The 22,763-nt window shown below is 49.2% G+C and carries 27 protein-coding genes; 1 reads left to right on the top strand and 26 read right to left on the bottom strand.

All coding sequences use genetic code 11. The annotated features are described in order from the left end of the window. Positions 1–83 precede the first annotated feature (83 nt). The 18 genes from BBB58_RS04450 to glyA all read right to left on the bottom strand — a co-directional run bounded on the left by BBB58_RS04450 (position 84) and on the right by glyA (position 15,336). Positions 84–494, bottom strand: a complete 411-nt coding sequence (locus BBB58_RS04450) for a F0F1 ATP synthase subunit epsilon (RefSeq protein ID WP_012727354.1) — start codon at positions 492–494, stop codon at positions 84–86. Positions 495–522: 28 nt separating this feature from the next. Then, the gene (atpD, locus tag BBB58_RS04445; protein WP_074035732.1) at positions 523–1,941 is read right to left on the bottom strand and encodes a F0F1 ATP synthase subunit beta; all 1,419 of its coding nucleotides are present in this window, start codon (positions 1,939–1,941) and stop codon (positions 523–525) included. 34 nt (positions 1,942–1,975) lie between these two features. After that, positions 1,976–2,833, bottom strand: coding sequence for an ATP synthase F1 subunit gamma (gene atpG, locus BBB58_RS04440; protein WP_012727356.1), 858 nt, complete (start codon positions 2,831–2,833; stop codon positions 1,976–1,978). Positions 2,834–2,869: 36 nt separating this feature from the next. Continuing rightward, positions 2,870–4,378: a F0F1 ATP synthase subunit alpha gene (gene atpA / locus BBB58_RS04435; protein ID WP_074035730.1), complete on the bottom strand. Its 1,509-nt coding sequence runs from the start codon at positions 4,376–4,378 to the stop codon at positions 2,870–2,872. Positions 4,379–4,396: 18 nt separating this feature from the next. Then, on the bottom strand, positions 4,397–4,930 hold the full coding sequence (locus BBB58_RS04430; RefSeq protein WP_074035728.1) for a F0F1 ATP synthase subunit delta: 534 nt from the start codon (positions 4,928–4,930) through the stop codon (positions 4,397–4,399). After that, entirely contained in the window at positions 4,930–5,457 is a 528-nt protein-coding gene (gene atpF, locus BBB58_RS04425; protein WP_074035726.1) for a F0F1 ATP synthase subunit B, read from the bottom strand. The genes BBB58_RS04430 and atpF overlap by 1 nt, the downstream gene beginning before the upstream one ends. Positions 5,458–5,528: 71 nt before the next feature. Further along, positions 5,529–5,750, bottom strand: a complete 222-nt coding sequence (gene atpE, locus BBB58_RS04420) for a F0F1 ATP synthase subunit C (protein WP_012727360.1) — start codon at positions 5,748–5,750, stop codon at positions 5,529–5,531. A 65-nt stretch (positions 5,751–5,815) separates the two neighbouring features. Beyond that, positions 5,816–6,553, bottom strand: a complete 738-nt coding sequence (gene atpB / locus BBB58_RS04415) for a F0F1 ATP synthase subunit A (protein ID WP_074035724.1) — start codon at positions 6,551–6,553, stop codon at positions 5,816–5,818. Continuing rightward, positions 6,553–6,960, bottom strand: coding sequence for an ATP synthase subunit I (locus tag BBB58_RS04410; RefSeq protein ID WP_074035722.1), 408 nt, complete (start codon positions 6,958–6,960; stop codon positions 6,553–6,555). Before BBB58_RS04410 ends, atpB begins: the two co-directional genes overlap by 1 nt. After that, a complete protein-coding gene (locus tag BBB58_RS04405; protein WP_244150664.1) occupies positions 6,957–7,208 on the bottom strand; it encodes a hypothetical protein in 252 nt (83 codons plus the stop codon). Before BBB58_RS04405 ends, BBB58_RS04410 begins: the two co-directional genes overlap by 4 nt. A 640-nt stretch (positions 7,209–7,848) precedes the next feature. After that, positions 7,849–8,478: a uracil phosphoribosyltransferase gene (upp, locus tag BBB58_RS04400; RefSeq protein WP_012727364.1), complete on the bottom strand. Its 630-nt coding sequence runs from the start codon at positions 8,476–8,478 to the stop codon at positions 7,849–7,851. A gap of 98 nt (positions 8,479–8,576) precedes the next feature. Then, positions 8,577–9,788 carry a hypothetical protein gene (locus BBB58_RS04395; RefSeq protein ID WP_074035719.1) on the bottom strand — a complete coding sequence of 404 codons (1,212 nt, stop codon included), beginning with the start codon at positions 9,786–9,788 and terminating at the stop codon, positions 8,577–8,579. A 204-nt stretch (positions 9,789–9,992) separates the two neighbouring features. Then, the gene (locus tag BBB58_RS04390; RefSeq protein ID WP_074035717.1) at positions 9,993–10,691 is read right to left on the bottom strand and encodes a hypothetical protein; all 699 of its coding nucleotides are present in this window, start codon (positions 10,689–10,691) and stop codon (positions 9,993–9,995) included. 108 nt (positions 10,692–10,799) lie between these two features. Then, positions 10,800–12,035 carry a sensor histidine kinase gene (locus BBB58_RS04385; protein ID WP_074035715.1) on the bottom strand — a complete coding sequence of 412 codons (1,236 nt, stop codon included), beginning with the start codon at positions 12,033–12,035 and terminating at the stop codon, positions 10,800–10,802. 3 nt (positions 12,036–12,038) lie between these two features. Next, positions 12,039–12,716: a response regulator transcription factor gene (locus BBB58_RS04380; RefSeq protein ID WP_031422249.1), complete on the bottom strand. Its 678-nt coding sequence runs from the start codon at positions 12,714–12,716 to the stop codon at positions 12,039–12,041. A 65-nt stretch (positions 12,717–12,781) separates the two neighbouring features. Beyond that, the gene (locus tag BBB58_RS04375; RefSeq protein ID WP_074035713.1) at positions 12,782–13,030 is read right to left on the bottom strand and encodes a hypothetical protein; all 249 of its coding nucleotides are present in this window, start codon (positions 13,028–13,030) and stop codon (positions 12,782–12,784) included. 100 nt (positions 13,031–13,130) lie between these two features. After that, on the bottom strand, positions 13,131–14,078 hold the full coding sequence (locus tag BBB58_RS04370; protein ID WP_074035711.1) for a hypothetical protein: 948 nt from the start codon (positions 14,076–14,078) through the stop codon (positions 13,131–13,133). A gap of 4 nt (positions 14,079–14,082) precedes the next feature. Continuing rightward, positions 14,083–15,336, bottom strand: coding sequence for a serine hydroxymethyltransferase (gene glyA, locus BBB58_RS04365; protein WP_031422243.1), 1,254 nt, complete (start codon positions 15,334–15,336; stop codon positions 14,083–14,085). A gap of 131 nt (positions 15,337–15,467) precedes the next feature. On the opposite strand from glyA, the gene BBB58_RS04360 reads away from it, so the two are divergent. Continuing rightward, positions 15,468–16,253 (top strand): alpha/beta hydrolase, encoded by a 786-nt coding sequence (locus tag BBB58_RS04360; protein ID WP_074035709.1) that lies wholly within the window; start codon positions 15,468–15,470, stop codon positions 16,251–16,253. 53 nt (positions 16,254–16,306) lie between these two features. On the opposite strand, the gene BBB58_RS04355 is transcribed toward BBB58_RS04360, so the two are convergent. The 8 genes from BBB58_RS04355 to BBB58_RS04320 form a co-directional block, all read right to left on the bottom strand. Further along, positions 16,307–16,849, bottom strand: coding sequence for a TIGR01440 family protein (locus BBB58_RS04355; RefSeq protein ID WP_047794818.1), 543 nt, complete (start codon positions 16,847–16,849; stop codon positions 16,307–16,309). Continuing rightward, the gene (gene rpiB, locus BBB58_RS04350; RefSeq protein WP_074035705.1) at positions 16,846–17,286 is read right to left on the bottom strand and encodes a ribose 5-phosphate isomerase B; all 441 of its coding nucleotides are present in this window, start codon (positions 17,284–17,286) and stop codon (positions 16,846–16,848) included. Before rpiB ends, BBB58_RS04355 begins: the two co-directional genes overlap by 4 nt. A gap of 4 nt (positions 17,287–17,290) precedes the next feature. Then, entirely contained in the window at positions 17,291–17,791 is a 501-nt protein-coding gene (locus BBB58_RS04345; RefSeq protein WP_012727381.1) for a low molecular weight protein arginine phosphatase, read from the bottom strand. Positions 17,792–17,812: 21 nt separating this feature from the next. Next, entirely contained in the window at positions 17,813–18,823 is a 1,011-nt protein-coding gene (locus tag BBB58_RS04340) for an L-threonylcarbamoyladenylate synthase (RefSeq protein ID WP_074035703.1), read from the bottom strand. Then, on the bottom strand, positions 18,804–19,661 hold the full coding sequence (prmC, locus tag BBB58_RS04335) for a peptide chain release factor N(5)-glutamine methyltransferase (protein ID WP_074037873.1): 858 nt from the start codon (positions 19,659–19,661) through the stop codon (positions 18,804–18,806). Before prmC ends, BBB58_RS04340 begins: the two co-directional genes overlap by 20 nt. Next, entirely contained in the window at positions 19,661–20,731 is a 1,071-nt protein-coding gene (gene prfA, locus BBB58_RS04330) for a peptide chain release factor 1 (RefSeq protein WP_074035701.1), read from the bottom strand. The genes prmC and prfA overlap by 1 nt, the downstream gene beginning before the upstream one ends. Before the next feature lie 82 nt (positions 20,732–20,813). Further along, positions 20,814–21,425, bottom strand: a complete 612-nt coding sequence (locus BBB58_RS04325) for a thymidine kinase (RefSeq protein WP_074035700.1) — start codon at positions 21,423–21,425, stop codon at positions 20,814–20,816. Positions 21,426–21,531: 106 nt separating this feature from the next. Continuing rightward, positions 21,532–22,755, bottom strand: a complete 1,224-nt coding sequence (locus BBB58_RS04320) for a cation:proton antiporter (protein ID WP_074035699.1) — start codon at positions 22,753–22,755, stop codon at positions 21,532–21,534. Positions 22,756–22,763 lie beyond the last annotated feature (8 nt).

Below are 22,763 nucleotides of genomic sequence, written 5' to 3'. Positions count from 1 at the left end.
CCGTCATTTAGAAGCACGACAAAAGACCCATCTTTTCAAAAAAAAAACAAAAAAACTCCCACACTTTCGTGTGAGAGTCATTCTTATTCTTTCATATCGCGAATGCTTAAGCGGTTGATCGCTTTTTTGAGCGCAAGTTCCGCACGACGGAATTCGAGTTCCGAGAGCTTCGTGTCTTGAAGACGACGCTCGGCACGAACTTTCGCCGCAGAAGCGCGATCATAGTCGATTTTATCCGCCATTTCGGCTGTTTCAGCTAAGATCGTCACCGTGTCGGGACGAACTTCCATGAAACCGCCGCTGATTGCGATCAGCGTGCGTCCACCATCTTCGTGGCGCAGCTTGAGGACTGAGACGTCGAGTGGCGTCACCATCGGGATGTGCTTTGGCAAAATACCAAGCTCACCAGTGACCGATTTGGCGATGACCATTCGTGCGTCTCCTTCAAAGGCTGCACCATCCGGGGTGACGACGTTGACGTGAACAGTATTCATCGTCTAGTTTCCCCCTTCCGCGTAGGTCTTAGACCAACGTCTTCGCTTTTTTGATGACGTCTTCGATTGGACCGACGAGACGGAATGCATCTTCAGGAAGATCGTCGTGTTTACCTTCGAGGATCTCTTTGAAGCCGCGTACTGTCTCTTTGACTGGCACGTACGAACCTTTTTGGCCCGTGAACTGCTCAGCCACGTGGAAGTTTTGTGATAAGAAGAACTGAATACGACGTGCACGGTGAACCGTGAGTTTGTCGTCTTCAGACAACTCGTCCATCCCGAGGATAGCGATGATGTCTTGAAGTTCTTTGTAACGCTGAAGCGTCTGTTGAACGTTACGTGCAACCTCATAGTGCTCTTTCCCTACGATTTCAGGAGAGAGGGCACGTGAAGTCGATGCGAGCGGGTCAACGGCTGGGTAAATCCCCATCTCCGAAAGACGACGCTCAAGGTTTGTTGTTGCATCAAGGTGGGCGAACGTTGTTGCCGGAGCCGGGTCCGTGTAGTCATCGGCTGGTACATAAACCGCTTGAATCGAAGTTACCGATCCTTTTGCAGTCGATGTGATTCGCTCTTGAAGCATACCCATTTCAGTCGCAAGTGTCGGCTGGTAACCTACCGCCGATGGCATACGTCCGAGAAGGGCTGAAACCTCAGAACCTGCTTGTGTGAAACGGAAGATGTTATCAACGAAGAGAAGAACGTCTTGTCCTTGCTCGTCACGGAAGTACTCTGCCATTGTCAAACCAGTCAAGGCAACACGGAGACGTGCACCAGGTGGTTCGTTCATCTGACCGAAGACCATCGCTGTTTGCTTGATAACGCCTGAGTCCGTCATCTCGTGGAACAAGTCATTCCCTTCACGCGTACGCTCACCGACTCCTGCGAATACAGAAATCCCGCTGTGCTCTTGCGCGATGTTGTTGATGAGTTCCTGGATGAGGACGGTTTTCCCTACACCGGCACCACCGAAGAGGCCGATTTTACCACCTTTGATGTATGGTGCGAGAAGGTCGACGACTTTAATCCCTGTTTCAAGGATTTCAACTTTCGTTGACAATTCGTCAAATGTTGGCGCTTGACGGTGAATCGGTGCACGAAGCACGTCAGCTGCCACTTCTTTATCATCGATCGGGTTACCGAGAACGTTGAAGACACGTCCAAGTGTCGCTTCTCCAACTGGTACCGAAATCGGTGATCCTAAGTCAAGTACTTCCATACCGCGGCGAACGCCGTCAGTTGAGTCCATCGCAATCGTACGGACCGTGTCGTCACCAAGGTGAACAGCTACTTCGAGCGTCAAGTCGACACTAACATCGTCCGCTGTCGCTGCCACGTGTGTGACTTTGAGAGCGTTGTAGATGTTCGGTAAGTGGTTGTCGAACTTTACGTCGATAACTGGGCCCATGACTGCGACTACGCGGCCTTTCATGCCGTATTCGTTCATCGTGTTAGCCTCCTACAATCTAGAGGGCGTGCGCTTATTCAAGCGCCGACGCACCTCCGACAATCTCTGTGATTTCTTGTGTGATCGCTGCTTGACGCGCGCGGTTGAATTTGAGTTTGAGTCCGCGAATGAGTTCATCCGCATTGTCTGTCGCACTCGACATCGCCGTCATCCGGGCTGCGTGCTCTGACACTTTCGCATCGAGCAATGCGCCGTAGATGAGTCCTTCCGCATAACGTGGGAGGAGCGCCGCTAAGATCGTTTCTTCTTCTGGTTCGTATTCATACATCACATTGGATGCGGACTGTTCGATATCCCCGAGCGGGAGCAATTGTTGAATCTTCACTTCTTGGCTGATGACCGAGATGAACGAGTTGTAGCAAAGCTTCAATTCATCAATCTCGCCCTCGCTGAAGGCACCTACCGTCTGTTTGACGATTTCTGCGACTTCAACAAAAGTTGGTTGGTCGTTTAGCCCTGTCATCGCGCTATACACCGGAATGTTGCGTGACTTGAAGAACTGGACACCGACTTTCCCGATTACGTAAAGACGATACTCATCTGTTGATGTGTGCTTGTCTTTGAGTTCACGGTACACGTCACGCAAGACGCTGGCGTTGTATCCACCTGCGAGTCCGCGGTCTGACGTGATGACGATATAACCAGTCCGTTTGACGGGACGTACTTGAAGCATCGGGTGTGTCGCGCCTGATGTACCACCGGCGATCGACGAGATGACTTCTTGCAACTTGTCCATGTACGGCTTGAAGTTGGCGTTGTTCCCTTGGGCCCGGTTCAACTTTGATGCCGACACCATGTTCATCGCTTTCGTGATTTGCTTCGTGCTTTGGGTCGAGGTGATCCGCATCTGGATCTCACGTAATGATGCCATTTCGATTCACCACCTTAATAGACGCTCGTCACCGGATTAAACCGATGGCGAGAACGTCTTTTTGAATTCCGTAATTGCGTCGACCATTGCCTCGTCTGAAGGAAGGTTTCCTGTCTGACGGATTTCACGGCAGAGGTCTTTACGGTTTTGGTCGAGCCATGCGTTCATTTCTGTTTCGAAACGACGGATGTCTGTGACTGGGATGTCATCGAGATGACCTTTCGTGAGTGCGTAGATGATGATAACTTGCTTGTCTACAGAAAGCGGTGCGTTCAAGTCTTGTTTCAAGACTTCAACCGTACGCTGACCACGGTTCAACTTCGATTGTGTCGCTTTGTCGAGATCTGATCCGAACTGAGCGAACGCTTCGAGCTCACGGTAAGACGCGAGGTCAAGACGAAGTGTACCAGCAACTTTCTTCATCGCTTTCACCTGTGCCGAACCACCAACACGTGATACTGAGAGACCGGCGTTGATCGCTGGGCGTACCCCAGAGAAGAAGAGGTCCGACTGAAGGAAGATCTGACCGTCTGTGATCGAGATAACGTTTGTCGGGATATATGCTGAGATATCCGATGCTTGTGTCTCGATGAACGGAAGTGCTGTCAATGAACCACCGCCGAGTTCGTCGTTCAACTTCGCTGCACGCTCAAGAAGGCGTGAGTGGAGGTAGAAGACATCCCCTGGGTAGGCTTCGCGGCCTGGAGGACGACGGAGAAGGAGCGAGAGCTCACGGTAAGCTGCCGCTTGTTTCGAAAGGTCATCATAAACGACGAGGACGTGTTGTCCGCGATCCATGAAGTACTCACCCATCGATACCCCAGCGAATGGTGCGAGGTAAAGAAGTGGTGCCGGCTGTGATGCCGATGCCGAAACGACGATTGTATAGTCGAGCGCTCCGTTTTGACGAAGCGTCTCTACTACGCCACGTACAGTCGATTCTTTCTGACCGATAGCAACGTAGATACAAATCATGTTCTCTTCTTTTTGGTTGATAATCGTATCGATGGCAACAGATGTTTTACCTGTCTGACGGTCACCGATGATGAGCTCACGCTGACCACGACCGATTGGAACGAGGGCGTCAATCGCCTTAATTCCTGTTTGAAGTGGTTCGTGAACCGATTTACGTGCCATAACGCCGTAAGCTTTACGCTCGATCGGGTTATAGTTGTCAGTCACGATTGGTCCAAGACCATCGATTGGTTGTCCGAGTGGGTTGACGACACGTCCGAGGAGTGCCTCACCAACTGGAACTTCCATGATGCGACCTGTACGTTTGACAGAATCGCCTTCTTTGATGCCTTTGTAATCGCCAAGGATGATAATCCCGACGTTACCTTCTTCTAAGTTTTGCGCCAAGCCCATTACGCCGTTAGAGAACTCTACGAGTTCCCCCGCCATAACGTTATCGAGTCCGTGTGCACGAGCGATACCGTCACCTACTTGAATGACTGTACCTGTCTCGCTGACCTCGATTTCAGAACCGTACGAAGCGATTCGTTCTTTTAGCAGGGCGCTGATTTCTTCAGCTTTGATTGTCATTGAATTCACCCCTATTTCTTACGCATTCAACAATTCACGCTCAAGGCGTGTAAGTTTCGTTTCGATCGTATCATCGTACGTCGTGTATCCGACTTGGACACGGAGTCCACCGATGACTTCTTCATCGACGACGTTATTCAATTGGAGCGTCTTCCCGAGCTTCTGTCCGAAGACGAGTTCGACGTCTTTCAAGTCTGTTGCCGACAATGGGTAGGCGCTTGTGACAATACCCTCTGCAATTCCACGATAGTCGTTGATCAATTCGCGGACGTAACGTGGCAATGCGCGAACCTCTGCCGCACGGTCATTTTCGACCATGACGAGAAGTGTGTTCACGACAATCGCCGTCATATCACCAAAGCTGTCTTTTAAAAGCTGTGCAAGCTCGCTGTCACTGACTGCCGGATTCGTTAAGAGATCCATGAGTTCAGGAGTCGCGTGGAGCACTTCATCGAGCAGACGCACTTCCGCTTCGACTTGGTCGAGCGTGCCTTGTTCCCGCGCTAAGTCGAAGAGCGCTTTGGCATAGCGTTTTGCTAATGATGCGTTCATCAGTTCGCACCTTTCGCTTTAGACAGGAAGTCTGTGACGAGGGCACGCTGTTTCGCTTCATCACCTTTAAGGTCTGTTTGAAGGACGTGGCGTGCTGCCGAAAGTGCCTGTGTGACGACTTCCGTTTGAAGAGATTGTTTCGCAAGCTCACGCTCGCGCTCAATCGCTTTCTCTGCCTCGATTTTAATTTGTTCGGCTTCCAAACGCGCCTGCTCCACCAAGCGTGCTTGTTCTGCTTCTGCTTGTCGACGGCTGGCGTCGAGCATTTCTTTTGACTCAGTACGTGCTGCACTGAGTGCATCACGTTGTTCAACGACATAATGTTCCGCATCTTTGCGGCTCTTTTCAGCGAGTTCAATTTCGTTCGCTACATACTCTTCACGCTGTCTCATCATTCCAAGGAGTGGTCCCCAAGCAAATTTCTTCAACAGGGCCAAGAGTACGAGGAATGTGAAAATTGTAAAGATCATATCCAGAATGCGGAGGCCTTCGCCGCCAGCACCAGCTGCAATCATCATCGTATCCATGCATACCCTCCTCTTGACTAAATAAGTGAGGGAGACGTGCTCCCTCTCATGCTATTCTCGTTAACTCGGAATCAAGAGTTGAGGAGAAGGAAACCGACAGCCACACCGATGATCGGGAGAGCCTCAACCAAACCGATACCGATGAACATTGTTTGACGAAGTTCGTTCTTGAGTTCTGGTTGACGTGCTTGTCCTTGTACTGTTCCGTATACGATCAAACCGTTACCGATACCAGCTGCGAGTGCTCCAAGTCCGATAACAAGTGCTGTTGCGAGAAGATTAAGTTGTTCCATTGTGTATATTCCTCCTAAAAGTTAAGTAAATAATTTGTTTGTAACGCTTTGGCGAGATGTCCGAATCAATGTTCGGCCGAAGCTTTGTGCCCGATGTACACCATTGCAAGCGTCAGGAAAATGTAGGATTGGATAACCCCGATAAAGATTGAGAAACCTTGCCATAGAATCATTGGGAAGACCGCAAAGATTGCACCGAGCGGGTTGAGTGCGCCTTCGGCTGTAATCGCGAGTCCCAAGATGATGGTAATCATGATTTCACCGGCAAAGATGTTACCGTATAGACGCAAACCGAGCGTCAACGTGTTCGCAAACTCCTCGATCAATTTGATCGGAAGCAAGAACCAGACTGGTTTTACGAATTCCGCCGAATAGTGTTTCAATCCGTGCAGTTTCACCCCGTAATAGTGCGACATTGCAACGACGAGTGTCGACAACGCCAAGGTTACGTAAGGATCGGCTGTCGGTGAGTTGAACCACAAATAGTGTCCGGAAATGACGTTAAACGGTAGACCCATCAAGTTTGAGAAGAGAATGAACAAAATCAACGTCATCCCAAATCCAATAAAGCGTCCTCCTGTCTTCCAGTCCATCGCACTTGCGATGATTCCACGTACGAACTCCGCGAAGAATTCCATGAAGTTTTGTTTGCCAGTCGGCTTCATTGCCAAACGTCTTGTCCCCCAAATGGCGAATACGAAGACGAGTAACGCTGCAACTAGCACTGTAATGACGTTCGTCCAGCTCCCGTATAACGTATAGTCCCCAAAGTGCAGAGAATATGTGGGAAACTCATGACCCATTAATATTCACCTCTTTTCCTGCTGAGCTGGGCAAGTGTAAACTCGCCAAATTGTATGATGTGGCCGGCGATTAGACCAGTTACCACCGCGATGACGGACACTCGATCCTCGTATAGAAGACCGACTATCACTGCTAACGCACCAACCGCCATTCTTGAAACGGTCCCGTGCGACTTTGGTCGTCGTCCATGCTCGATGACGTCATACATACGTATGACACTTCGATTCTGCATATGTAGAATGATGAGACTCCCGACCCCGCCGATGAACAATCCGAGAAAAACGGCTTTGTACATCGGGACGATGAAGGCGCCAACTAACAAAATTGCAAACCAAATGGTAAACCATTTCGTATAACGCTTCATCAACTCTTTTTGTGCTTTTCTGTCTGCTTGAATCGTATTCATTCGTCCTCTCCTGTCAATAAACTCCGAAGGGTGAGAACTAGCGCCGTAACCCCGAACACGAGTCCAAGGATAATCGACACATTCCAACCAAACGTGCCCCAAAATTCACGTCTTTCGCCGTACTGTCCGACGAGATAACCGATGACAATCGGTCCAGCAAGTGCTGTCGAGATTTGTGAAGCGAGCGAGGCATAGGATAGATAACGATTGTCTTTTTTCGTTATCCAAATCCCCCTTTCGAGTCTCACGTGCTCCCTTGTTCTTCACGAATTCACACTCGCGTGACCATCAAAAGTCACACAAGTTCAGAGTAATAGAAATGGCATAAGAAGTCAATGAATTTCACAATTATAAAAGCGCTTTAAATCAAGTCGTATCAATAGTTTTACGCACTTCATAAACTAAACGATCAAAGCACTTTTTTAAGAAAGTGTGAAGAAACGTTGAAATAAAAATGTTGACTTTATAACATTTCACAAACGGAATCAGATGAAGAATAGTTCAGTTATACCCCCACGTTTTGGAAAATTCAATCGGTAAACGCTTACGTTCACAAAGAGTTACGAAACGTCTGTTGACTTCATTTTGAAATCGTTTTCAACGTCCTGTATCAGTATACCGAGGATGTTTTTACCATGTCGAGCGATTTCGCCCATTTTTTTGTGTTGAATCTCATACTGTTCAAAATCCCTTTCTCAATCCTGGTTTTATATTCGAAATCGAGGGATTCTATTTAAATAAGAAAGAATAGATAAATTCCATCCCAGTTCGCCATTCTTCTCGCTCTAGTTTTGTGTCTATTTTGTGACATCCGTAAATGATAAATATTATTCAGTGTCAATCGTAAAAAAAGCGAAAATCGCATAGGCGATTCTCGCTTTTAAGTCATTACTTCGTACCAAACAAACGGTCACCCGCATCCCCAAGTCCAGGAACGATATAACCGTGGTCATTTAATTTTTCATCGAGTGCAGCAAGATAGATCTCTACATCCGGATGTTCTGCTTGTACACGCTCTACGCCTTCTGGTGCTGCGCAAAGGCATGCCAACTTGATTGACTTCGCTCCGTGTTTCTTGAGTGATGCAATCGCATCAACAGCCGAACCACCTGTCGCGAGCATCGGGTCAACAACGATAAAGTCGCGTTCTGTGACGTCTGTCGGAAGTTTCAAGTAGTATTCGTGTGGCTCAAGTGTTTCCGGATCGCGGTAAAGACCGATATGACCGACTTTTACGTTCGGCATCATTTTGAGGAACCCATCCACCATACCAAGTCCTGCACGTAAAATAGGGACGATTCCCAATTTCTTGCCGGCAATCATCTTTTGAGTGGAAACAGAGACCGGTGTCTCGATTTCTACGTCTGTTAGGGGTAGGCTGCGCGTGATTTCGTATGCCATAAGTGAAGAAACTTCGTCGACGAGTTCACGGAACTGCTTCGTCCCCGTCTCTACTTTACGCATAATCGTCATTTTGTGCTGAATCAAAGGATGGTCATAAACATGTACTTTTCCCATCTTGCTTCACTCCTCTCTCATTCTCTCTCGAGCATTGTACCCTAACTCTGTTGAGATGGGTAGAGCCAACTTCTATTTTATCAAAGGTCAGACGCCACTTATGGTTGAATGACCTGGAAATAATCATTGCCCGGAAGTTCATACGATTGAGATGTGTGTTGATCGACTAAATAGAGTTCTGTTTCCGTTTTCCATACGTCAAAGGATTGCTCAGTCAATTCTTCATACAGATGCAAGTCTCCGATTTTGATAGCTGTAGACGTTTTTTCATGCGGCTGAATATGAGACAAGGCGTCAAACAACTCTTGCGTTTTCGGTCCGTCTAGCCAGATTGTATCTAGATCCGATTCAAAAACCGCCAAGCGCGTTTCCCCTTCGGCGGGGCGCGTGGACATCTTGTTTGTCACAGGACGGCGGACATGTCCCCAAATTTCAAGGACCGTTCCATATGTTTTCGATAACGATAACGACGTCTTTTCAGCCACATCCCCTTCAATCGGTCGGTCCGATAAGATGATGCGTTTCATGAGTTCGCGATGATTTCCCTTTAGCGAGAGCTCTTCTTTCGGATCGACTTTCATATAAGGAGCCTCATATATATTCGGTAGGATGAGTTGTTTGAGCGAGGACGCCTCTCCGATTTGTAGGGTGAGACGATCATCGGCACGCCTCGTCAAGAAAACATACCCTTCATTCTCTCCGCTTTGAAACGGGAATAGTTTTGGTTCAATGATCGGGTCAAGTGTACGCCCATTTCGAATCGTCTCGAACGTCACATAGATCGCTCCCGTATCCGGTGTCGTATAACGGAAAGCCGAGTCGGGCATCACTTCTTCATGCGTCTCGTTCAATGTGAACGTACTTGTAATCGATTCAAGGTCATCGATGCGCTCAAACTCGATTGTCGAGACCACTTTCGATTCTTGAAAGCGCTCTTGTTCGAGCGCTTCAAACGCTTGAATCGGCTCCACGGCAAACGTTCGCTCCATCAACTCATTGCTGTTCGCGCAGGTCACGTAACGTTCATCACCCGCCGCAAAATATTTCACCGTTTTGGAACCGAGTACTTCATAGAGCGGATGATGAAATGTCACTTCTGCCACCTTGGCTCGTCGCTCTGGTAAGACATCTGTCGGACGACGCTCACAGTATGTAAGTAGCTTCTCTTGTGTTTGTTTCATTAACGGTATCTCAGGATCTTGCTCGACTCGATAGGAAGACAAAGGACGTAATTCAATCGCGTTCAACGTCTCGGCACCACATCCACTCAACAAGATACAACTGAGCAAGATTCCCCAATACGTACGCATTGATGTTCCTCCTCATTCCCAATTAGGTGGAAACCACCTAAATTTTTCTTGTACATCATAACATAGAACCTATTTTTGTTTTTATTTCAGAATTATTACGTTTCTGATGATTTGACGAAAGCGGTCCAACTCATTTTATGCTTCAACAAATAGCAACAAAAAAAGAACTAATCCATTAAGAGATTAGTCCTTTTTATCACTTCATTAGTCATCTTCTCGCTCATCCTCGGATGAGTCATCTTGAGATGAGTCGTCCTGCGAAGAATCATCTTGTTCATTCTGGTCGTCCTCTGATTCACGATCGACTTCAATGACCGCCCCATCTTGATTTAGCTCAAGTTTGACAGGATCGCCGACACGCGGAGTGTCATCATCGATTTCAGAACGTGCGGCAAGTGGATATACGTTGTCTTTCCCATCGATCTTAATCGTGACTTCTTGATTTGTGAGTTTGACGAGCGTGCCGTAAATATACGCATCATCATCACCACTCTCACGGTCCACTTCCTTCACTTCATCATCTCGGTTCAATTCGAGTCTTACCCGGTCACCCACTTGCGGTGTATCGTCATCGATTTCATGTGTCGCCGCTAAAGGGTATGTCGACTCTTTTCCATTGAAGCTGATAGTGACATCTTCTTTCGATAACTTCACGAGCGTCCCGTATAGTTCATAGTCGTCTCCATCCCCCACTCGCGCTGCTGACGAATCATCTGATGCGCTACTTGAGCCATCCGATGTAGCAGGGTCATCTGGGTTGTCCGTTGATCGATCGTCACTCGCTTGATTGATTGCTTGTGGAACAATGACCGTATCCGTCTGATTCCCGTTTACGTAAAATCCAATTCCAACAATTGCCATGACAGCTAATAATGAGCCGATAATCCAACCGATGCGTTTCATGTTTGTTTCCTCCTCATGATGTGTTCTTCTTATTTTCATCATAAGCCTCTTCCGTGAGAGCATATTTAAGGCTTCATTAGAAGTTGATGAGAAAATGCGAAATATTCATCAACGAGTCAGAAAAAATATACTGCCATCCGGATGATTCGATCTACTCCCGATCGTCCACTCATTCAAGTCCGCCACTTCTTTCGCAATCGCGAGACCAAGACCGCTCCCACTGCGATCGCGCGCTTCATCTAATCGGTAGAATCGATCGAACAGCCGATTCCTCACATCATCCGAAAGAATCGGTCCTCGATCGCGTACCTCAATTCGATCACTCTTCAACTGAAGGCTCGTCTCTTCCGCATACTTCAAACTATTGTCTAATAGGATGACAAGAATCCGCTGTAACGACTCACGATGACCAAACCAGCTTCCTGTAGCTTCAATAGGTAAATGGACGCCATAAGACCGCAAAAAACGTTCTCCTATTGATTCCCCAAGTTCAGCTAAATCGATTTCTTCTCGCTCTACCTGTTCGAGTGCAGCAAATCGATTCAATTCGAGCATAGGTTCAATCAAATCATTTCGCATTTGACGCGACTCCGTTAAAATATGGTCAATCGCTTCGGCACGTACACTCTCATCTTCTTGTCCCCATCGTTGTAATAACTTCGCATAGCCCTCGATGACGGTCAACGGTGTCTTGAGTTCATGTGAAACATCGGCGACGAAACGACGTTGTTGCTCCATCGTCCCTTCGACTCGCTCGATCATATGATTAAATCCGTCCGAAAGAGTCGTCACTTCATCTTTTCGGTCAGCCACTTCGATTGTCTCTAACTTACCGGACTCCGTGATCCGTTCCATCGTCTCTGTCAATCGGCGTAACGGTGACAGACCTTGACGTAAAATCCACCACGTCCCGAGGAACGTCAAGAGAACGGCAAGGAAGAACATGACGAGAAAAATGGTTGCGAGCGCTTGAATCGTATTGCTCACATCTCGATCCTGAAAGCCGAACGCTAGTCCATCCGTCGTCGCGACCACAAACCAATCATCGATGAGGGCCGGTTCCCCGTAATTGATGGGAAACGTCGTTCCGTCTGGCACTTCTCCCCCGATGATTCCCCATTCGCCGTTTTCTTGACGTTCTAACACGACACTGTCCTCATGAAGCGACAATACCGCATCGCTATTCCGGACATCTTCTTCCAAGAGATTCAACGCCTGCAGTAACACGTCAAAACGCGAATCGACAATTTCCTGCCTGGCGACGAACCAGGTCACGCCAAAGGAGACGAGAAGAAGCAACAACATGAACCCTGTCATCGCCCACGCAATCTTTGTTCGTAGCATCGGTCACTCACCACGCTTCAACATATAGCCGACACCGCGAACCGTTTGAATCCAAGAGCCGGTCAGTTTTTTCCTTACGTATCGGACATACACGTCCACGACATTCGTATCCCCATAGTAGTCGAATCCCCACACGTGTTCGACGAGTTGGTCACGCGTCAAAACACGCTCCGGATTCTCTAAAAAGAAAACCAACAAGTCAAACTCACGTCGAGTCAAATCTACTTTCTTTCCGTCACAATATACTTCATGACGATTCACGTCGACAGTCAATGTGTCGTACGTCAACACCTGTTCGGAATGGTCCTGACGAACAAGCTGGCGCATTCGTAAAAATGCCCGAATTCGTGCGAGCACCTCTTCTATTTCAAATGGTTTCGTGATGTAATCATCTGCGCCAAGATCAAGACCACTCACTTTGTCGTATCGATCGCCACGGGCCGTCACCATCAGAACCGGTAACAAAGGTCGCTCTTCTTTCAGACGACGGACCACCTCGAGTCCACTCATTTGAGGTAACATCACGTCCAGCAACACGAGGTCGACATCATCAGCGAGAGCTCGTTCCAAACCGGTACGACCATCTGTCGCCACCATGACCGCATACCCCGCATGCTTCAATTCCAACTCCAGTAATCGCGCAATCTTCGAATCATCTTCTACGACGAGAATCGTCTGCATCCTGCTCACTCCTTTGAAAAAACGCCGAGCAGTTCGCTCGACGTATTGTTATTCATTTCCCGAAATCAATCCGCAAAAAACAGACGAACGCCTTCTGGAACGGCTTGCTCGATTCGTCTTTCTAAATCATCTTCCCATTCATCCCACTTCGTATCGACTTGTTCCATCTGCTGTTCGACTTCCAGCGCCGCTAGTGATAGTTGCGACAGGCTGGATTGTCCAGGTGAAAAAAAGAACAAAAATCCGGCAAGCCCGATTCCCATAAGTCCGATCGCCAATAAAGTTGTTCCAATGGTTTTCATTACACGTTTCATACACGCATCCCTCCTACCTCAAATCATACGACAGGAAAACGAGAAATCGTGGTGTACTTCATTAGAATTTCATGAGAAAAGGCGCTACTCATGTAGCACCTTATTCTTCGAGCACGGACTTCGCAATCGGTGCCCAATACGTCCCTTCCATCTCAGAAACGGTCGTCAACGTTTCACGGTACGCCGGGTCATTCGCTTTTTTCTCGGCAATCCCTTTCATCCAAAGGACATCTGCCTTGTAACCGGATTCTGGATACGACTCGAGATAAGCCGCATAGTCCGCAATGTCCGCTTGTCCCAATTTATTGTCGACAAGAAGTCGATAAAACCCAACTGCTTGTTCTTGTCCGACTTTCGCTTTTCCACCTAATAGGCGGTCGGCTTTTTCATACTGTTTATCTTGAACAAGTGCTTCTACCTCAGCCAGCGGTACAACATCCGTTGATGTGTCCGGTGCCTCTTCGGTTGATTCCTTTGGCTTCTGTTCGTCCGAATCTTGAAGTTTCTCATTCTCTTCTTCGAGTCGGGCGACTTCTGCCTCGAGCTCTTCAAGGCGTTCTGCGAGTGCTTCTTCTTCCGTTACGGTCTCGACAACGACTTCGTCCGGCTCGTCCGGCGTGACGCCGGGCGGTTCGGCATCCGGCCAAAATATGAGCGTTCCAGCCGCAAGACCAACGACGAGCGGAAGTCCAAGCCATTTCTTATCGAGCTTGAACGCCTGTCGCCACTCGGCTAAATCAGAATGTTGGATGACAGCCGACGAGAACGAACGAAAGCGGCGCTTGGCCGCTTTTCTTCCGTTCGCCTTCACTTCTAGCGCAAGACCTAGTCGATGGAAAGCAGCAGGCACTTTCATCCCGAGGAGCGGCACGATTCGTTCGCTCGCTTCTTCATAATAGCCATGGTCGAGGAGCGTCGTGATGACACCAAACTCACTGGCGACAAGACGGAAAGAAGGATCGTATTCCCCTTTACGAGCCAACCATTCTGTCATATCGAACAATGGAAGTTCGGATAGCTCTCGTTCTGCTAGTGTCCGAATATCCATTGACTCAGCCTCGTTCAGGGTAAAGCGGGAACTTCGCCGTTAACGATCGCACGTCTTGAAGTGCTTCCGCGATTACCGCCTCGTCTTCATGTTGTTTCAGCACACGCCCGATGAGACGTGCCACTTCTTTCATATCCGCTTCTTTGAAGCCACGAGTCGTCATCGCAGCCGTTCCGAGACGGATTCCGCTTGTGACAAACGGTGATGCCGGGTCGAATGGAATCGTGTTTTTATTGACCGTGATTCCTGCTGCATCCAATGCATGCTCAGCTGCTTTACCTGTGATGTCGATTCCTCGAAGATCGACAAGCAAGAGGTGATTGTCCGTTCCGCCCGATACGATTCGAAGTCCCTCTTCTTCAAGGCCTGCCGCAAGTGCTTGTGCATTCGCAATAACTTGACGTTGGTAATCTTTGAATTCCGGTTGGAGTGCCTCACCGAACGCGACCGCTTTTGCCGCGATGACGTGCATGAGCGGTCCTCCTTGAATCCCTGGGAAAATCGACTTGTCGATCGCTTTGGCGAACTCTTCTTTACAAAGAATCATCCCTCCACGTGGTCCACGGAGAGTCTTGTGCGTCGTCGTCGTGACGAAATGCGCATGTTCGACCGGGTTCGGATGCAGACCTGCTGCCACGAGTCCAGCAATGTGCGCCATATCGACCATAAGGTAAGCATCGACACTGTCCGCGATCTCACGGAACTTCGCGAAGTCGATTGTACGTGGGTATGCCGATGCTCCCGCAACAATCAATTTCGGCTTATGTTCCTTCGCAAGTGCAGCGACGACGTCGTAATCGATGTGTTCTGTCTCTTTGTCTACACCATATTCGACGAAGTTATATTGCACACCTGAGAAGTTGACCGGGCTACCGTGCGTCAAGTGACCACCATGAGACAAGTTCATTCCGAGAACCGTATCTCCTGCTTCAAGCACCGTGAAGTAGACCGCCATGTTCGCTTGTGCACCCGAGTGTGGTTGTACGTTTGCATGTTCTGCACCGAACAATTCTTTCGCACGGTCACGCGCCAAGTTCTCAGCGACGTCGACAAACTCACAGCCACCGTAATAACGGCGTCCCGGATATCCTTCGGCATATTTGTTCGTCAATACGCCTCCTTGCGCTTCCATGACCGCTTCTGAAACAAAGTTTTCTGAAGCGATGAGTTCGATGTTGTCGCGCTGACGACCGAGCTCGTGTTGCATTGCCTCAAATAATTCCGCATCCTGCACTTTCAACTTCGTCGTGTTTACCATGTGAAGACCCCCTCTAAATGTCTAAAAATCAACACCCCCATCGTACCACACGCTTGTTTTTTTGTTTTTCGCAATAATCTGATGAAAAGTTGGGTATCATTAATAAGAATGTAACTGTGAGGAGGCCACTTATGATTGAGACAAAAGAACTGACGATCACTCCGTTCGAACGGACACGAACGGTCCGAATCTACACACCTGCCGACTATGAGACGTCCGAAAAACGATATCCGGTCCTCTACATGCACGACGGACAAAACTGTTTTGCTGACGAGGATGCGAGCTACAACATGAGCTGGCGCGTCGGTGAATATTTAGACGCCTCGAAGCGTGACTTGATTGTCGTCGCCCTCGATAGTGCACCAGGCGAACAACGACTCGATGAGTATGGACCTTGGGAAAACCCTTATATCGGTGAAAGTTTGCTCGGAAGTGACATCGTGCTCGGCGGGCAGGGTTCGGCGTATATCGAATACATCGCGCAGGAATTGAAACCTCAAATCGATGCTGACTATCGGACGATTCCGGAAGAAACAGCGATGATGGGAAGTTCGATGGGTGGGCTCATCTCGATATATGCAGCCTGTGTATATCCAGACGTCTTCAAGCGTGTCGCTTCCCTGTCCTCTGCATTTTGGTTCAACCAAACCGAGCTGGAACAATTGATTGAAGCGAGCGATTTGAAGGGCGTCGAGCGTCTTTACTTGGACGTCGGCGCAAAAGAAGTCGAGGAACCGATCGAAAATGGACCGACGAACGAGATGTATCGTGAGTCGAGCGAACGCGTGTACAACTTGTTAAAAGACAAGGTCGAACACATCCGATTCGAAGTGATTGAAGAAGGAGTTCACAACGAGCTCGCCTGGCGTGAGCGTTTCCCGATGGTCATCTCCTATCTTTTTGGAGAAGATTTATAATTTGAACAAAAAAGCATCGCATTCGGTCGAAAAACCTAAATGCGATGCTTTCTTCATTTATTTGGATACTGAGCCCGTGGCCCACCAATCAGTTTCGGTCTCGTGACTGCGAACGTGACGTACGCCTCTCCGAGATGCTTCGATGATAACCGAACCGGTATCGCGACCGGTTTCAAATGCATCCCAATCAATGTCGAGCCGATATCAATCCCGGCATCTGCTTGAATCGATTCGACGACACATGGCTCCTCGAAGTTCGCATACGCCTTCTCCGACATCGCCCCACCCGCGGAACGGACCGGGACGACCGTCACTTCAGTGAGGCCGAACTGTTTGAGTGTCCGGCGCTCAACGGTGAGGGCACGGTTGATGTGCTCACACCCTTGAAACGCCAAATGGACACCTGTCTTTTCTCTAAATTCAAGGAATGCTTCCATCAATTCGCTTGCGACATCAATGGAACCTGCCTTCCCAATCGTTTTTCCGAGCACTTCACTCGTCGAGCATCCGATGACGAGAATGCGCTCATCATTTAACGGGAACCGTTCGTGAAGCTCCGTCAAAAATCCGAGAAGTTCCGTCTTCATTTGACTCACTTCGATTCGTAAGCGCTCATCTTGTCGACACGGTTTGAATGGCGACCGCCTTCAAAGTTCGTATCGAGCCACGTCGTCACCAAGTCGAGTGCAAGACCAGGTCCGATGACACGCTCGCCCATCGTCATGATGTTCGAATCGTTATGCTGACGTGTCGCTTTTGCACTGAATGAATCATGGACGAGTGCCGCACGAATCCCTTTGACTTTGTTCGCCGCAATCCCGATTCCGATTCCCGTACCGCAAATCAAAATCCCACGATCGAATTCACCTGCCGCTACCGCTTCTGCGACCGGGATGGCCACATCCGGGTAGTCAATCGAGTCCGCTGAGTGCGTCCCGAAATCTTTATACTCATGTCCGAGTTCCTCAAGCAAGGCTACGATTTCTTTCTTCAAGTTGAAGCCGCCATGATCAGCGCCAATTGCAATTTTCATTCGTTCATTCCCCCGTCTTCTTTGGTAGGCGTCTCGGTGGTTTCGTCACCTTTGACCCATCATTCGTTAATTTTAACACAAGTCGATTCACGAGTGGTTCGAGCTCGTTTCGCACCTGGCGATACACATTCATCGAACCGCCGAACGGATCGTTGATGTCCCGTTCGAGTCCCGTCACAAATTCATAGAGCGTGTACGTCCGCTCAGACAAATCCGGGTATGTATCCCGAATTTGTTCACGGTGTGCGCGTGTCATCGTCAAGATGATATCCGCCCAATTCCCTAACACTTCATCGAACGTCTGGGTGACATGATCGAGCTCAATCCCACGTTCTCTGAGAACTTGCAGTGCGTTTTCTGAAGCATCGAATCCTTGCATCGTCCGTAGACCAGCTGAGCGAATATCAAACTCATCCCCGGTCATCTTCGAACGGAGCAAGGCCATCGCCATCGGGCTTCGGCACGTGTTGCCACTACATATGAATAATACGCGTTTCATTGACATCGCGTGTCCTCCTCTATGTCTTTAGGCATCTTTCGTCGGGTGCACAATCTTTCCGCCCGCTGCTTTGTATAAACGGTTATAGACGGCAAGTGCGACTCCGACCGGTTCAATCGTGTTCACATAAATCTCATCCACGTCCGTTTCATCAAATCGACGAAGCGCGTCGTATAAACGTTGCGCCGCCACTTCCATCGAGGTCCCAAGTGAATACGTGACCTCAGCCGGTGTCGGGTTCTCGTCGAAGACGAGTGCACCGATTCGCAACCCCGCTTGCTTCCGCTCCTCGATGACACGTTCTAAATCTTTGCGTGTGCAATCGACTAAAAAAACAGGTGCCGTTGGGGCATAGTGCGTGTACTTCATTCCCGGCGATCGTGGTGTGGCTTCATCGTTACTCAAATTGGCATCTAAGGCGACCGGTCCAATGACAGCTTCCATTTCTTCTCGCGTCACACCACCTGGTCGTAAAATCGTTACCGTGTCCCCCGTACAATCCACAACGGTTGACTCGACTCCGATTCCGGTAGGACCCCCATCCACGATTCCTGCGATTCGTCCGTTCAAATCATCCGCGACATGTTGAGCAGTTGTCGGCGAAGGTCGTCCGGAACGATTCGCACTCGGAGCCGCAAGCCCTAACCCTGACTTACGAATCAACTCGAGTGCTGCCGGATGATTCGGCATCCGGAGTCCGATGGAATCGAGGCCCGCGGTCACGAGCGAAGAGGCTCGTCCGTTTGAAGGCAAGATGATCGTCAAAGCGCCTGGCCAAAACGCATCCATTAAGCGTTTGGCAACAGGAGGAATCGAATCGACAAACAAACTCGTTTGGTCGATTGAAGCGATATGGACGATGAGCGGGTTATCCGACGGACGACCTTTTGCCTCAAAAATCTTTCGAATTGCCACATCGTTCATGGCATCTCCAGCGAGACCATAGACGGTTTCTGTCGGCATGGCGATGATTTCACCCGCTTGAAGAAGACGTACCCCCTCTTCAATCTCATTCGAATTAATCCATTTCGTTTCCATACGCAATCCCTTCCCTTACGGCATAGACGATACGGTCCTTGCCGTTTATATCTTTTAAAATACCCGTTTCTGCTTCAGGATAACGTTCAGACAGTAATGATTTCACATCTTGTCCTTGGTTATACCCGATTTCAAACGCAATCAAATGCCAATCGGCACGTAAGACGCGCACCGATTCCAATATTAATTGCCGATACATGTCGAGCCCATCCTTCCCTCCGAAGAGCGCAAGGTGCGGTTCGTAGCCGACGACCGTCTCATCTAACAGCTCATCGGCCTCGATGTAAGGCGGATTTGAGACGAGAACGCGAATCGAGTGGTCCGCAATCGGTGCGAGCCCGTCTCCTTCATAAAACCGTACAGTTGCGCCAAGTGTGGCTGCATTTCGTTTAGCGACTTCAATCGCCTCACGCGAAATATCGACCGTCTGTACACGTACGCCGAGCTCGAGGCTCAAGGTAATCGCAATGGCCCCGCTTCCTGTCCCGACATCGACAATCTCATCATCCTTGATGTGACGAAGTTGCCCAAGTACCCAGTCGATCAACTCTTCCGTTTCTGGTCTCGGAATCAACACATCCCGGTTCACTTCAAACGAGCGCCCGTAAAACGGAGCATGTCCAATCACGTGTTGTACCGGTTCTCCGATCAATAAACGCTCGATTCCCGTCTCGAACCGTGTCGCTTCATCTGAAGACAATTCATCCGACAAACGAACGAGGAGACCGGTGCGATCGACTTGCAACACATGCATGAGCCACCATTCGGCAGCCGCACGGTCGCGCCCAGCTTCAACTAGTCGTTCTTCCGTCTGCTTAAGTAGCGCGGCAATCCGCATCATTCCGCTTCCTCCATGAGACGTGCCTGTTCGTCCATGATGAGTGCGTCGATAATGTCTTCGAGTTCACCTGCTAGGACACGGTCCAACTTCTGAAGGGTCAATCCAATCCGATGATCTGTGACACGACTTTGTGGGAAGTTGTATGTGCGAATCCGCTCGGAACGGTCACCTGTTCCGACAGCCGATTTTCGTTGCGCAGACAACTCTTCCATATGTTCGCTTTGCATTTTGTCATACAGGCGTGCTCGAAGGACCTTCATCGCCTTATCCTTGTTTTTATGCTGCGACTTCTCATCTTGACATGATACGACGAGCCCTGAAGGAATGTGTGTCAAACGGACAGCTGATTGCGTCGTGTTGACCGATTGTCCCCCTGGACCAGATGAAGTGAACGTATCAACTCGTACATCTTTCATATCGATATGCACTTCGACATCCTCTGCTTCCGGAAGAACGGCAACCGTTGCTGTGGACGTATGAATTCGTCCGCCCGATTCAGTCGACGGGACTCGCTGCACACGATGGGCTCCGTTCTCAAACTTGAGCTTTGAATAGGCACCTGCCCCGTTGATCATGAACGTGACTTCTTTAAATCCACCGAGTTCGGTATAGTTCGCGTCAATGAGTTCCACTTTCCAATTTTGACGTTCAGCGAATCGCGTATACATCTTATATAAATCTCCTGCAAAGAGTGCCGCTTCGTCTCCGCCTGCTGCTCCTCGGACTTCGACGATAACGTTCTTGTCATCGTTCGGGTCTTTTGGAAGCAATAAAATCCGCAGTTTCGCTTCTAGCTCTTTGACTTCTGGCTCGAGGAGGTTCATCTCTTCTTTTGCCAATTCACGCATGTCGGCGTCGAGCGTCCGGTCTTCAAGCATCGTCTTCGCTTCCTTGAAAGCTGTACTTGTTTCTTTATACTGACGATACATCTGTACCGTCTCTTCTAGTTGTGCCTGCTCTTTCGAATATTGTCTCAACTTCGTCGAGTCACTGAGCACCTCAGGATCGGCGAGCATTTCATTCAATTGCATGTAACGATCTTCTAATACACTTAAACGGTCAAACATGATGATCCGTCCTTTCTCCGTCAAATCAAACTCTATATATTATAGCAAAAAAACGGACCGCCGAGGGCGGTCCGTCGATTCATCAGTCTACCACCGTATGGCGGACCGGATGTGGTTTGTTCGGTACATCATGACAATGTCGGCATCGTGGTTCGTAAGACTCGGAAGCCCCGACCAAGATGACCGGGTCCTCATACCGAGCAGGTTGCCCATCGATCAGACGTTGTGTCCGCGAAGCAGGCGCGCCGCATGACAAACAGATGGCCTGTAGTTTCGTCACGAACTCCGCGCGTGACAACAGTTCAGGCATCATCGTGAACGGTTCGCCTCGAAAGTCCATATCGAGCCCAGCGCAGATGACGCGTTTGTCTTCGTTCGCAAGTTGTTCGATGACGTCTACAATTCCTTCATCAAAGAATTGCACCTCGTCAATCGCGATGACCTGTGTTTCTTCACGAACGGCATCATACAAGTCTTGGCTTGATGCGATTGGCACGGCCACGACCGAGTTCCCTGTGTGTGAGACGACGTTCTCTTCATGATACCGGTCGTCGATTGCTGGTTTGAATACTTGGACCGGAATCTTTCCATAATGAGCACGGCGGACTCGGCGAATCAATTCCTCCGACTTCCCCGAAAACATACTCCCACAAATCACTTCAATCCAACCATATCGGTTCGTCACATGCATCATTGTTCTTCGCCCTCTCCATCGATAATCGCTTTCCGATTATACCTATCTTTCGAGTTGAGGAAAAGGGTTGACTTCTCCTAAATGCTGATTGAAAGAACTCCATCCTTTATTCATCAGCGTTCGCCTCTTTTTGTTCATCGATTAATTTCAATTTTCGCGCAAGCGGTCGAATCGTGAGACCGTGCAATGTAACGGAAATGAAGACGAGACCGAGTGTGAGCGGCAACATTTGCTTCGCATCGTCAATCCCAAGATGCGCGACTTCTTCAGCAAAGAATCCCGCGACCGTCATCGCGACAATCCCGCGTGGGGCAATCCAACCAATGAACCCTCGTTCCGCTAGCGGCAAACCTCCACCGATGGTCGACAAGTAAATCGCAACTGGGCGAACCAAGAACAGGATGCCCGCAATCGTCAAGAGAAGCGGCCATTGGAAAATATTCAACAGCTCTGCCCGAGACAGGGAAGCCGTCAACAAGATGAAGACAGATGAGATGAGCAAGATTGAAATATCCTCTTTGAATGATTGCAGTTCTTCGATGATTTCTTCATCCCGATGTTTCGTATTGGCCATCGTCATCCCCATCGCCGTAACGGCGAGCAGCCCGACTTCATGCATCATAAGCTCACTGAGTGAGAATAAGATGAGGACAGCCGTCAACGTAACCGAGGCACGGAGATAGCGAGGTACTTTTTCTGCCACAAACCATCCCATCAAGAGATGGCCGAACAAGTAACCGAGTCCAATCCCTACAATACAGGCACCTGCAAAGAGGAGTTGCATCCATAAATCCATACCTTCATATACGATGTATCCAAGTCGAACGACGAAGAGCCCGAGTAATGCTCCAACAGGGTCGACAATGATGCCTTCCCATTTTAAAATCGCTCCGACTCGATCTTTCAAGTGTGCCTGACGCAACAACGGAATGACGACAGTCGGACCCGTCACGACGAAGAGCGCCCCCATCGTCCAGGCGACGACCCAATGTAACCCTCCTACATATTGAATGAGTAGCGACATCCCGACAAATGAGAGCGCGACTCCAATCGTGACAATCCGGACGATCGACCTCCGGAACTGATTGATTTCGCTAAAGTGAAGCCCAAGACTTCCTTCGAATAAGATGATGGCGACCGCAAACGAAATGATCGGACTATATAAACCCCCTAATAATTCACGCGGATCGAACAGCACGAGGATTGGACCCGCCAATACTCCAGCGAGCGTCATAATGATGATTGCCGGGATTTGATAACGCCATGCCAACCATTGAGACATGATGCCGACCCCGATCAACAAGCTAATACTAATGAGTATAAATTCCATAACGGCCC

This window comes from Exiguobacterium profundum (genome assembly GCF_001909285.1).
GTDB classification, from domain to species: domain Bacteria; phylum Bacillota; class Bacilli; order Exiguobacteriales; family Exiguobacteriaceae; genus Exiguobacterium; species Exiguobacterium profundum.
Note: the sequence above shows the minus strand (reverse complement) of the source record. Positions and strands in the feature narration are given on the sequence as shown.